General features: G+C 59.1%; 8 protein-coding genes. 4 read left to right on the forward strand and 4 right to left on the reverse strand.

What is annotated here, in order from left to right; all coding sequences use genetic code 11:
• Positions 1 to 31: 31 nt before the first annotated feature.
• Positions 32 to 1,024, reverse strand: a complete 993-nt coding sequence (locus tag R3C19_04785; GenBank protein MEZ6059658.1) for an Rpn family recombination-promoting nuclease/putative transposase — start codon at positions 1,022 to 1,024, stop codon at positions 32 to 34.
• A gap of 97 nt (positions 1,025 to 1,121) precedes the next feature.
• Here R3C19_04785 and R3C19_04790 point away from each other — a divergent pair, with 97 nt between their 5' ends.
• The 4 genes from R3C19_04790 to R3C19_04805 all read left to right on the forward strand — a co-directional run bounded on the left by R3C19_04790 (position 1,122) and on the right by R3C19_04805 (position 6,974).
• Positions 1,122 to 2,213: an FAD:protein FMN transferase gene (locus tag R3C19_04790; protein ID MEZ6059659.1), complete on the forward strand. Its 1,092-nt coding sequence runs from the start codon at positions 1,122 to 1,124 to the stop codon at positions 2,211 to 2,213.
• 111 nt (positions 2,214 to 2,324) lie between these two features.
• Positions 2,325 to 3,539 carry a hypothetical protein gene (locus tag R3C19_04795; GenBank protein ID MEZ6059660.1) on the forward strand — a complete coding sequence of 405 codons (1,215 nt, stop codon included), beginning with the start codon at positions 2,325 to 2,327 and terminating at the stop codon, positions 3,537 to 3,539.
• A gap of 159 nt (positions 3,540 to 3,698) precedes the next feature.
• Positions 3,699 to 5,240 (forward strand): Gfo/Idh/MocA family oxidoreductase, encoded by a 1,542-nt coding sequence (locus tag R3C19_04800; GenBank protein ID MEZ6059661.1) that lies wholly within the window; start codon positions 3,699 to 3,701, stop codon positions 5,238 to 5,240.
• A 243-nt stretch (positions 5,241 to 5,483) separates the two neighbouring features.
• Complete coding sequence (locus R3C19_04805; GenBank protein ID MEZ6059662.1) at positions 5,484 to 6,974, forward strand: MFS transporter; 1,491 nt, start codon at positions 5,484 to 5,486, stop codon at positions 6,972 to 6,974.
• Positions 6,975 to 7,082: 108 nt separating this feature from the next.
• On the opposite strand, the gene R3C19_04810 is transcribed toward R3C19_04805, so the two are convergent.
• From R3C19_04810 to R3C19_04820, 3 genes are all read right to left on the reverse strand, one after another.
• A complete protein-coding gene (locus tag R3C19_04810; protein MEZ6059663.1) occupies positions 7,083 to 7,634 on the reverse strand; it encodes a sigma-70 family RNA polymerase sigma factor in 552 nt (183 codons plus the stop codon).
• A gap of 1,065 nt (positions 7,635 to 8,699) precedes the next feature.
• Positions 8,700 to 10,424, reverse strand: coding sequence for a hypothetical protein (locus R3C19_04815; protein MEZ6059664.1), 1,725 nt, complete (start codon positions 10,422 to 10,424; stop codon positions 8,700 to 8,702).
• A gap of 153 nt (positions 10,425 to 10,577) precedes the next feature.
• Complete coding sequence (locus R3C19_04820) at positions 10,578 to 12,287, reverse strand: trypsin-like peptidase domain-containing protein (protein MEZ6059665.1); 1,710 nt, start codon at positions 12,285 to 12,287, stop codon at positions 10,578 to 10,580.
• Positions 12,288 to 12,551: the final 264 nt, after the last annotated feature.

Below are 12,551 nucleotides of genomic sequence, written 5' to 3' on the forward strand. Positions count from 1 at the left end.
GCGGCTCGCTTCCGCAGCCATGATAGACGCGCTAAGGAATGCCATGACGTTTCAGAAACTCGGTCACTTCACCGGGGCCGGATGCCGTTTTGGCGACTTCCAGTAGCTGTGACAGCGTCGCGACAGACCTGATCGCTGACAGCCTCGCGACCGTTGATTCGATGTCCGCGCTGAATCGCAGCTCCAGCACCGCGCGAATCCCGGTACGCAGGCCTTCTTCGCGACCTTCTTCGCGACCTTCTTCGCGACCTCGCGAGAGCCATTTTTGTGCAATCGTCGGCATCAGTTCTTCTCCCGAATGGCCCAAAATCTCCCTGAGAGTCACCGTCAGTTGCTCGTCATCCACACGATCCGTGCCGGATGAAATGTAGATCAACAGAGTTTCCAGACACGACATTCCGTCAGGCTGACGAATCAGGTCCGTGAACAATTTCAGAATTTGCGGCAGGCGGTCGGGCAATTCGTCCCGAGCGATATACTTTAGCACCAGCAGCGCGGCTCGCGTGAGAGCGACTCCCCTTAATTCATCGTCAGACCATTTACTGAGATCACACAGCTGGAAGGAAAAATCGGGGATGAAGGCAGTTAATTCTTTCGGCGCGCGAACCAATTCTCGCAGTGACGTGCCCGCAGTCCAGCGTTTCCGCCCATGATAAACCACCAGTGGGACGACCGGACACAGAGTCTGGTTTTGATGCAACCGTTGTTCCCAGATGCGAACAAAGTACCGCAACAACTGAAACACGGTCATTCGGTCGGGAGTGCTTTTGTGTTCCAGCAGCACATAGACCAGCCCTTCTCCCGCGTTGTCCGCCAAAGTGACTCGGTACAGCAGATCGGAATAGCTGCTCTTCAGTCGCTCGTCGACGAACGAGTCTTTGGAAAGTTCCAGCGATGACAAGTCCATCCGCGACAGCACATTCGACGGAAGGGCCGACTGCAGAAAGTCCCTCGCAACTTCAACACGGGAAAAGGTTTCCCTGAAATATCGATCATGCGGATTGGACAGTGTCTCGTCTGTCATGGCCACAGTGTATTTAGTGCGTTAGCATCAAAGCGAGTCCGCAGCCGATGCTTCCCGACGATGACCTGACCGTCACGCCGCAACGACAAATTGTGAAATGACCAACGTCCCGTCAACAAGACGCGATTTTTTCGGCCGCAGGTCGCCGCGCGGGGACGCTGCGCCGCTGATCAGCCTGAACGAACTCGGTCAGCCGGCCGCCGGCGGCACGATTCGGCTGGCGACGCGCGCGATGGCGTGTGACTTCTCCGTCGTCATGAATCCCGGGTCGCACCACCATGTGGACCCCGTCAGCAGCGTTCTGGAGATGGTTCATGACATCGAAAGCTGGCTGAGCATCTACAAGCCGGACAGCGAGATTTCTCTTGTGAACCGCCAGGCTTCGATAGCCGCCGTACGGGTACGACGATCGTTCTTTGAACTGCTGCAGACGGCTTTGGATCTGTTCGAAAAGACTGACGGCGCATTCGACATGGCTGCCGGAGCTCAAATTAAACTCTGGCGAGAATGTCGTTCACAACAGCGAATTCCCACGGACGAAGAGATCTCCCGGGCAGTGGCATGTTCGGGTTCACGACATCTACAGCTTGACAATCACGAAATGTCGGTCCGCTTCGATGTCGATGGTCTGCAACTGGACCCGGGAGCCATCGGCAAGGGATTCGCTCTGGATCAGGCGTCAGAGTGGCTTTCAACCACCGGTTGCGGACCGGCGTCTTATCTGATGCATGGAGGGCACAGCAGCCTGCTGGCTCGGGGCGAACACAATGACCTGCCGGGTTGGCCGGTCGGTATCGGCAATCCCCTGTTCACAAAGCAGCGACTGGGTACAGTGCTGCTGCACAACCAGGCGATGTCGACCAGCGGTTCCAACATTCAGTTCTTTCGGCACGAAGGAAAACGGTACGGCCACATCATCGATCCTCGTTCGGGCAGGACTGTGGAAGGCATGCTGTCGGTGACTGTGCTGGCCGAATCCGCGGCGGCGGCGGACGCTCTTTCCACCGCGTTTTTCGCGATGGGAGTCGAAAACGCTGTGAAGTGCTGCGAGAATCTGCACAATGTCGCCGCCGTGCTGATCCCCTTTCCCGCCAGCGGACGACGGGTCACCCCGACAGTCATAGGAATTCCGTCGGATCGGCTGTTCTGGGACACCGAACAGGTTGATCCTGCAGCCACCGAGGGCTAAGTCGCCGGTGGAAGGATTTGACGCGATGGCTCGTCGTCCCAAACTGGTAATATGAACGTAACGGCGCTCACGGCGGCCGGTACCACAGAAGAATCCCGGAGCAATCATCTCGTGAGCGAAGTGCGTCGCAATTCAGCAGCGGCTGTTGTGCTGCTGGTCGTTCTCAGGCTGGCCATCGGCTGGCATCTGCTTTACGAAGGTCTTTGGAAAATCAACACGCTCAGCACGGCGACGCCGTGGACGTCGGCCGGGTATCTGAAGAATTCCGCAGGCCCGATGCGAGACACGTTTCGCAGCATGGCGGGCGATCCCAACGACCTTGACTGGCTGAATTACGACACCGTCAGCGCTCGCTGGGACGACTGGGCAGCCCGGTTCCGGTCGCACTACCAACTGACCGATAACCAGGCTGGATCATTGTATCGGCTGATCGAAGGCAGCCACACGAAAGTCGGCAAGCGCCTGGCATTCGGTGAACCACTGGAAAAACTCGACGTGAAACTGAACGTGGGTGACAGCGTCATCTGGTATGACGAATCCGCGAAACAACTGTATGTAGATGCCGACAAGCCGCTTCAGCCTGGTGAGAAACAACGGCTGGAAGGTCTGGTCAAATCGCGAACGGATGCCGATGCCGCCGCGTTCCGGACTGCGCTGGAACGGCTGTATGACAAACAGAAGAAGGGTATGGGATACCGGCGAAAACTCTTGGGCGCGCTCGGAGGCGATCCCGAAGTTGTGGGCGACGAAGGCGCACAGCTCGTCGGCAAAGCGGCACAGTACAGAACGATGCTGGCCGAATACGAAACAGACCGTTCCAGGGCGTCCACCAGCTTCCAATGGGATCATCTGAACCATACCTGGGGCGAAATCCAGACGCTTCGGTCAGAACTGGTCGGCCCGATCAGGGCCATGGAGGCCGAGTTGCACGAGAAAGCTCAGGAGATTCTGACCACGGATCAGCTCTCGGCCGGACCAGTGCCAGAACCATGGACGCCGCTAAGAATCACCGACGTGCTGACGATTGCAGGTCTGACAATTCTGGGCGCGCTGCTGATTCTGGGGCTGTTCACACGGCTGTCGGCGGTCGTCGCCGCATTTATGCTGTTTAATTTCTATCTGGCAATGCCGCCATGGCCCGGTGTCCCGGAGCCACCGGGAACGGAACACAGTTTCATCATCAACAAGAATCTGATTGAAGTCTTCGCGCTGCTGGGGATCGCCGCGCTGCCCACGGGACGCTGGTTCGGTCTCGACCGGCTGGTCAGTTATTGCTGGGGAAGGTGCTGCGGGAAAAAAAAGTCGACAGCGAATTCGGCTTCATAATGGCGTTTCATCTCGGCAAGGCATTCGTCCGACCGCTGTCGCTCCCGCAATCGTTTTGCCACGTCATCCACTGGTTCATACAATCAGGAATTGGAACACCTGCGGCCGGCGAACGCTCAGTCGGAACGGCTGCCTGAATCTACAAAGGGGAATCCTGACATGTTGCTGACACCCGAACAGGAACAAATCGGCCGCGAGAATTTCAATGATTCCGTCGGCGTCTCTCGTCGCGACTTTCTGAAAGGGGCCGCCGCCGCCGGAACCGGCCTGGGCGCGGTCTACTTCGGATACGAGAAACTGAAGGGCAAACCAATCCGCACGGCATTCATCGGAACCGGCGATGAAGGCAACGTCCTGATCAATGAACATCCGTCGGATTACATGCAGATCGTGGCGATCGCCGACCTGCGCCCGGCAAACCTGAAGCGGACGTTCACCGGCAGCCATCCGGAAGCGCGTCGCGGTTTGAACAAAGTGCTGGGCGAAGCAACTGCGTCCGAAATCAAGTCCTTCAGCAATCACCGGGAACTGCTGGAGAAAAAGGACGAACTGGGAATCGAAGCTGTTGTCATCGCGGTACCGCTGAACCAGCACGCGCCGATCGCCATTGAGTGCCTGAACGCCGGACTGCATGTGCTGTGCGAAAAGCTGATGGCTCAGAACATCACCGACTGCAAGAAGATGATACGGACGGCTGAAGAGAAAGGTCTGCTGCTGGCCGTCGGTCACCAGCGGCACTACAGCGTTCTGTACGACAATGCCGCACACCTGACGAAGATGGGACTGCTGGGAGACCTGAAGTTCATCCGTGCTCAGTGGCATCGCAACAACAGTTTTCCGAAAGCCGACGCATGGCGCAACTGGGACTACGACGGGTATGCCAGACGCGACCACGACTACCTGCTGAAGCTGGAAAAGGACGGTGTGCTGAAGGAATTCGGCTACGACAGCGCGAAGCAGCTTGTCGACTGGCGGCTGTACAACAACACCGGCGGCGGGCTGATGGCGGAACTCGGCAGCCATCAAATGGATGCAGCCAGCATCTTTCTGGGCCACGTTCATCCGATCGCCGTCTCCGGTTTCGGCGGCAAGAACTTCTACGGCATCGAAGGCGTGGGACCGGAAGACAAGTGGACGGACGATCGCGATATCGACGACCAGATCTTTGTCACGTTTGAATTCCCCGGAAAACACTACGAACAGAACGACCGCGACAAAGCCATCGTCACCTATTCGTCAATCAATACGAACGGCTGGGAACCCTACGGTGAGGCCATCTTCGGCAGCCGCGGAACACTCTGGATGAAAGGTGAAAAAGAGGCGCTGCTGTACAAGGAGCAGGGACGAAACAGCCCGGGCGGCGTCGAACAGCGCATCTGGGTTGTCAGCAGCGAATCCGGTGGCGCGGTACTGGACAGCTACGAAACCGGCGCTCCGTCCGCCGCGGCCAGCAACGTCCCTCAGGGCAAAATCAGTCGCGGCTACCGTGAGGAAATGGAACACTTCTGTTACTGCATCAGCGAAGGCAAAAGCGTCAGCGAGCTGCGCTGCAACGGGACCGTCGCAATGGCCGACGCCATCATGGCGCTGACGGCAAACCTAGCGATGAAGCACCAGAAACGCATCGTCTTTAAGGACGAATGGTTCGATCCGACTTCGGATGCGGCTCCGGAAACCGATGAACAGGTGACAACAGCGTAGCTCCGGCTTGTCGCATTGATTTTTGGAAACCTTTAAAGCCCGGCGTCTGCCAGATGCCGGGCTTTTTCACTCATCAGGCAGGTATTCCGTGGGACGCTGGCCCGACAACACCCGATCGACCCTGGTCACGTTCGGCTTGATCTTCATTCTGTTTCCGCTTCTGGCATGGCTGTGTGTCTGGTTCATTAGTCTGTGAGCCCTGCGCATTCGAATCAGACCGCCGTCCCGTAAAAAGGCTGCTCAGTGACCGCAAAGAAATCGACCCTGCTGATCATATTTGTCGTGGTCTTCATCGATCTGCTGGGTTTTGGAATTGTCCTGCCGCTGCTGCCGCGCTATGGCGCTCACTTCCGCGCGTCGGAGGTACAACTCGGGCTGCTGATGGCATCGTTTTCCGCGATGCAGTTTCTGTTCGCTCCGATGTGGGGTGCATTGTCCGACCGAATTGGCCGGCGTCCCGTTCTGCTGATCGGACTGGCGGGTTCGACCGTGGCATACGCCATGTTTGGTGTCGCCACGTCACTCGGACGACATGGAACGCTGCTGGGGTTGGGTGCGCTGCCGTGGCTGTTCCTGACTCGCATCGCGGCGGGCATTGCCGGGGCGACCATCGCGACGGCTCAGGCAGTGATCGCCGACAGCACTGGTGCTGAGAATCGCGGCCGGGGGATGGCACTGATCGGCGCCGCCTTTGGCATCGGGTTTACATTCGGGCCACTGATCGGGGCCGCGTTCACAACCGGACGCCCCGCACTGGGCCTGACTGATGACCAGTATGCAGCCGTTGCGGAATGGCCCGATTCGGACGAACAGATCAGCGCCGAGCAGATCGCGGCCGACCTGCGGGCACGGGGTCCGCTGGAGGAAGCTGACCAGCGACTGCTGAACGAATACATGAAGCAATCCAGGCCGCGCAATGAGGTCAGGCAGGCCCTGCTGGAACCTCCGACAGCCGCGCCGGGGTACGTGGCTGCTCTGCTTTCCGGCGTGGCCCTGCTGCTGGCGATCGCAAAGCTTCCGGAGTCGCGATCGTCCGGCTCCTCGTCGTCAACGGCCCATCGCCGCGGAGGTCTGTTTCAATTGGGAACGATGGTCCGCCAATTGTCGTCCGGTTCGTTCGCCGTCATCCTGGGAGCAATCTTCCTGACGACGTTCGCGTTCGCGCAATTTGAAAGCACGCTCTCGCTGCTGACGCGCGACTTCGGTTACGGATCACGCAGTAACTTTCTGCTGTTCGCTTATATTGGCGCGATCCTGATGCTTGGACAGGGCCTGCTGGTCCGAAGGCTACTGCCGCGAATCGGGGAACACCGCATGGCTTCGATCGGCGTCGGTCTGATGACGGTGGGACTGCTGCTGATCGGGCTCACCGGAAGCACAATTCTGCCACCCCGGGCACTGTGGTTTGTCCTTCCGGTCGTCACCATCGGATTTTCCGCCGTGACTCCGTCGCTGCAGTCGCTGCTGTCGCGAGCGGCGTCGGCCGACGAACAGGGGGCCGTGCTGGGATCAGGTCAAAGCCTCTCTTCGCTGGCGCGCATTCTGGGCCCGGCCATCGGTGTGGCATCGCGCGAGTTCGCCAGTTCCACTCCATACTATCTTGGCGGGGCACTGATGCTGCTGGGAGGCTGGCAGGTTTCCAGAATCCGCCGCACGGCAGGCACTCAGGGAAGCACGGACGAATCGGGAACGATGTCGGAACCTGTTTCCGGCGGACATTCTGATGCGTCCTGAATCCGGCATTCGTCGAACGGAAAGGCAACGTTGGCGCAGAAGAAGCCGCGATGCAACCGGATTGACCGTGTTGCACCGCGGCGGAAGTTCGGCCCACTTTGCCGGAAATCAGGCTGGCTGCAGTGAGGCCATCGCGTCGCGCAGCCGGGTTCGGGCAGTGTGCAGTCGACGCTTGATCGTTCCGATCGGGCTGTCGAAAACAACCGCCATTTCCTTCAGCGACTGACCTTCGAAGTAAAAGGCAACCAGAGTCGCGCGGTCCAGTTCACCCAGACGCTGCAGCGCCAGGCGAAGCTGTTCCGCATCTTCACGCCGCAGAATTTCCGCGGACGGGCCGTCGTCCGGTTCCACTGAAACGTCAAACGAAGCAGGTTCGCAGGCCGTTTCCGGAGGACGTCGTACAGCGCGATTGATCGACAGCCGCGCAGCGATCTGGCACAGCCAGCCGGCGAATGCTTCCGCTTCCTTCAACTGAGTCAGCTTGCGGAAAGCGCGCAGGAAGACTTCCTGTGTCACTTCGTCAGCTTCGGCCGCGTTGCGCAGCCGCTGCATGGCGATTCCGAAAACTTTCGATTCGAAGTGAATCACCAGCGTATCGAAGGCAGCACGGTCGCCCTTCTGAGCTCGCAGGACAGTCATTGTCAGAGTTTCAGGAGACATGATCGTCACTCTCCTCATCGAGAGTTGCTCCGCAACTGAGTGGGACTCGGGCGTCACGCAGCGAAGCGTGAACGGTGAGCCGATGGTCAGCGACGGAGAGTGTGAATTCGCAGATCACAGAACCGGGAACAACGCACGACGAGTCAGACCTCAGGAGTCCAGATCGGCGGTGCGCCGGCGTTCCCGAACGAAGCGGAAACCACGTTTGGCAACGGGATTCCGAAAGCACTTCGGCCTGCTGTTTCAGCGTTTCAGATTTCGTCAGAACTGAGCGGATCAGAACGGACGGGTTCTGAGTGACTGAGTCAGCTAAGGCTGCGACCGATGCCGCAACAGCTTCCCGAGCCGGGCTGCCGCAACCCCGATCGCCAGGAATGCCCGACGGTCGGATAGGCTGCATGCAGTAGTTGCCGGCACGGGCTAAACATCGCGCGATCGCATCTGCGTTTGCGCGAGAGTTGCTCCGACGGTCGAACTGCGAATACGACGGGGCGGGCCTGGCATACAGATAGCTCAACACCGCCACGCAGAACGATACCGCCGACGATCGCATTGCCCGTGGCAATGGACGCGTTGTTGGTTCGAGCGTTAATCGTGTTTGTGAGCAGCATTGTCCAGGCTCCTGAAAGCGACCCCGTCCTCGATGAGGAAAGTGGCGGTCCATGTCATTGCGCTGCGACCATTCGCAGCGCGGTTGCCGATTCCTGTGCCAACTTCAAACTTCTGAAGTCCGCACACGTCGGCGAAGTCAGAATTCTTTTCGACTGTGTCGTAACCTGGCCGCCAATGTCCGGACCCTTTGCATCATCAGAACCGGCGGCACGCGTGTTTGACCACGTTGCTATCGAAAAGGTTCGCAGAGTTTATCAGCAATTTTTGAAATTTCGCGAATGAAATCATCGAGATTTCCGTAAACCATGTTGCCACAATCCGTTGCGACTCTCCATAACTTCGCGACGAATGGCGGATTCTTCGAAAATCCGGGCCATTTGCCGCAGGATCACCCGTTTGGACACGTGGTCAACGGCGCTGACCGGTGGCAGTGCTGCAGTGGCAATGGCGTGGTCACAGTCGCAGCCAGGCCGACCATCCGGCGTTGTGGAGGTCGATATCAATCCACCGCCCGGAATCCGCCAAAGCAGAGGCGTCTCGGTCACGGCGAATCAGAAGCACATCGACTTCCGGCGGAATCTGTGAGACAGAAACGCGACTGCCGGGAAAGCCGGCTTCAAATCGTTCGCGACGAACGGGAAATTGGGGCGTATTGAAATGATGGCCCAGCCACGGCCGCACTCCGCCATACGCAGGTGCCAGGTAGTTAAGAGTCTCCGATTCCGTCAGCACGACGGCCCCGGGACATTTCTCAGGAAGATCGTGCAGCAGTGCCCGGTCATCGGCCGTCAGGTAAAAGCCATCCTTTCCGGAATACTGCCTGATGGTGTGAACGATGCTGAACGCCGCGTTGTCGCTGCACAGCATCGCAACCAGCGTGACCGCCAGAACGCGCGCAGATAGCGAACGCGACCACGCCCGTTGCCACCATTCCGTCAGCTTCGGCAGAGCCAGCAGGAACAGCGGCATCCACACGTAACCCCTCGTGAAGTGCAGTGGCTGCACGGGAGCAATCAGCCGGTCGTGAAACGCCAGTCCAGCCGCCACGACGAATGCGCACAGCAGGAATTGATCGGAACCGGAACATGATCCGGACTTCATGCGTCCCGTCACGTACAACAGCGCGGCGACGGAAATCGGGCCGTATGCCGGAATCGCGGTTGTCCAGGACAGGCTCCAGTCAAGTTCCCAGACAGACTGCAGTTCCGCATGTTCCGGGAACGACGGGAGCCAGATCTTGTAGTAAGCCAGAAAACCGGCCATCAAACTTCCGCAAAGCAGCCACCATGCGGCCGACGACCGGTTTCGTCGGCGCAGAAGCTGCACCGTCCGCCAGAACATGATCGTCAGCAGCAGTTCGATGCCTGACCACGGATGAGTTGTTGCCAGAAACAGCAGGCAAGCCGTCGAAATCCCCCGTCGCTCGCGAAGTTCGAAGACCCAGCAGACGGCGACAAGCGTGTGGTACACGGCCTCGGTCGGAAACAAGGCATTGCGTCCCCAGTTCAGGAACCACAGTCCGTTGCCGGGGTCAAATCTCAGCAGGGTTTCGATCCCCGCGGTTCCCGTCGGCGTCGGCAGCAGCAGCCCCGCGAAACTCAGCAGACCACCGCCCCACATCGCAGTCATCCACGCGACGCGTTCGGTTCCTTTCGACGGCCCCGTGCCCTGCCCCGTCCCAAGTCTCTGTCGCACCAGCGTTCGCGTTGCGACAGCGAACATCAGTGACGCGAAGAAGGTCACCGCAAGAATTGTGTCACCGGGGTCAGCACTGCACTTTGCGGTAAGCCAGCCCAGGACCCACGGCAGCCAGTGAGCGTAGATCACCGGAGCGTTCGGTGAAGGATCGTATGGGTTTGGATAGAAGATTCCGTCGCCGCGTTCGAAGGCCGCTCGGCCATTGGCTACGTAGTAGGGAAGTTCGTATTGAAACAACCCGGTCGCGGTGTCCGGCGAACTTAGCAGGTGCGCGATCGGAATCATCCAGAACGGCAGCAGCAGCAGGCCGCTGAATAACAGTGTCTTCAGCGGCGAAGACTCATGCTGTTCAGCGAAAGTACGTTCCTCACCGGTCGGACGACGCGCTGGCGCGCCACCGGAACCTCCCGGGCCGGTGACGTCAGACTTCGTGATGTCAGGCCTGGCGATCGCAGATTCGGTGGCAACCGTGGATGACATGATCGACTGCACACGAGTGTGAACGAACTTCTCGACAGAGTGCTGACGGCAGCAACGCTCGCTCCTGCTGCCGGCACCTGCAGCTCACCGCCAATCGAAAATCACGCAAACAGGGTTGTTGTCGCACCACTTCGGCGTCATCTACTGATCCCGTCAGGGACCGGCCACGGGGAAAGCCTTTGCACGAGGCGCCGAGTTTCGAAGCGACACCTGCGACGCCGTTGCCGCTGATCGAATGTTGGTATTGCGAGCTGTCGTCATACCGTGATCTCCCGTCGGTGGTTCGCCGGTGAGCAATTGCACGAGCCACGGGCTGGGACGAGGAATCACGATAACCTGCTTGCCACGGGACGGGTCTTTGGAATCGATGATGACAGTGATTTCCTGCGGAGCCAGGTTCGATCCGGCGACGGCATTCGCAGCGGCGCTGACGGCCGTCGGTGCCACCTGTGCCACGGCGTCCCGCAGCGTCTCGTGGCTGCCAAACGGGTCAGCAGAATCAATTGGCGGAGCCTGTTCGTGGCGACTGACAGCTACGGGAGTCGGCTTTTCCGCGGGAACCGCGACTTCTTCGTTGAAGATCTGGTCAAAAAGTTCGGCGTCTTCGAATTCCGCGAACGGTCCGGCCGGTTCCCGTGAAGCTTCCGCGACCGAGTTTTCGAAAGCCGGCACCGGACGTCCGTCAAACAGGGCCTGCAGGTTCAGATCGGTGATCAACCGGCGAATCGCCACCGAAGCCATGTAAAGCCCTTCATTCTGTTCTCGATCCGCAGCGCTGCAGACTCCGATCAATTCGCCGTCCTGATTGAACAGTCCGCCGCCGGAACGCCCTTTTTGCGGAATCAAAGTGCAAACGATATTGGACGGCCCCAGGTACCGATTCAGTGAAACGACTTTCATCGACAGCGTAGACGGCGGTCCTCCGTTGCTGCAGCCGACGCTGAAGACGTCGTCTCCTTCCAGCAACTGGCGATCGGGTCCGACGATGGGACTGACCGGCAGAGCGGAGACCGTGGAAATCTGCAGCATCGCAAGGTCAGACTCCCTGTCGCCGCCGACAACTTTCGCCGGGTAGCTGACGGCTCTGCCATCTTTGAACAGTTCGACCTTGGTGATGGCATCTTTGCTGACGTTGTGAAACAGATGAGCACACGTCAGCACCATGGACTTTCCGGGGACGCTGTGAACGATCGTTCCCGTGCCGAAATCCTGGTTTCTGCCGTCGCGCACCGTGACTCGAACACTCGCCTGCATGGGCAGCGGGTTACGACTGCCGGCTGAGCCATCGGAATCGGGACTCTGACCGCGAAACGTCGGGTGTTCGAAACGCGGCGGCTGCGAACGTGACCCGGTGAGTCCTTCGCGGATATGGGCGAAGATGGCTCCCAGTCCCTTGCGCTTTGGTTCTTCAGCGGTGACCGGCGATGCCGGCGACGGATCGCCTTCGACGTCGAATTCCCGTGTCGATTCGGCGGCTTCAACTTCGCGGGGCGATTCATCGGACGCTGCCATGGCGGGTTCGGCGGCAGTGTTTCGGACCGAATCGAGTTTTCGCGCGGCGTCGTTCATGACCTGCCGCAACTCCTGCTCCGACGTCAGGCCGACAAAGCGTTTCTGTTCTTTACCTTCAACCAACAGAATCAGAGTCGGAATTCGGTCAACTTTGTACCGGCGGCTTGTTTCCGGATCCTGCGTGATGTCGATCCTGCGGACCGGAAAGCCGTCGCTTTCCATCCGCTGCAGCCGCGGCACCATTTCCTGACACGGCTGACAATAGCCTGCCGTAAAGTCCAGCAACACAACATCGGGGAGTGACTCGCCGCCGGGATTGGCGGCCATCATCAGCATGGTGAGCAGTTTCATCGTGGCTTCCTTGCCGGTGTTTGTGAAGTGACGGATACGGGTTCATCTGGTCCGCAGCCGTTGTCATTCGAGCCGGATAGCGACCGTTCTGACGGGCGTCTGCAGATTCCGCATCGTGGCGGTGGTTTCGCAAATCCATTTGCGATGTGCCGCCTGCCGGGTTTGTAATTCCTGCCGTTTCGAGTTGTAAATAATTCAAGGCGTCCCGGTGATTCGTCGCGTCAGCGGTCGATCGTGACGCGGCATACCGACTTGTTTCCGTGA

Source organism: Planctomycetaceae bacterium, from assembly GCA_041398785.1.
GTDB lineage: Bacteria > Planctomycetota > Planctomycetia > Planctomycetales > Planctomycetaceae > JAWKUA01.

Bases quoted from the DNA above. Each gene is read 5' to 3' on its own strand.
- R3C19_04785 (MEZ6059658.1), bottom strand. From the start codon at position 1,024: ATGACAGACGAGACACTGTCCAATCCGCATGATCGATATTTCAGGGAA.
- R3C19_04790 (MEZ6059659.1), top strand. From the start codon at position 1,122: ATGACCAACGTCCCGTCAACAAGACGCGATTTTTTCGGCCGCAGGTCG.
- R3C19_04800 (MEZ6059661.1), top strand. From the start codon at position 3,699: ATGTTGCTGACACCCGAACAGGAACAAATCGGCCGCGAGAATTTCAAT.
- R3C19_04810 (MEZ6059663.1), bottom strand. From the start codon at position 7,634: ATGTCTCCTGAAACTCTGACAATGACTGTCCTGCGAGCTCAGAAGGGC.
- R3C19_04815 (MEZ6059664.1), bottom strand. From the start codon at position 10,424: ATGTCATCCACGGTTGCCACCGAATCTGCGATCGCCAGGCCTGACATC.
- R3C19_04820 (MEZ6059665.1), bottom strand. From the start codon at position 12,287: ATGAAACTGCTCACCATGCTGATGATGGCCGCCAATCCCGGCGGCGAG.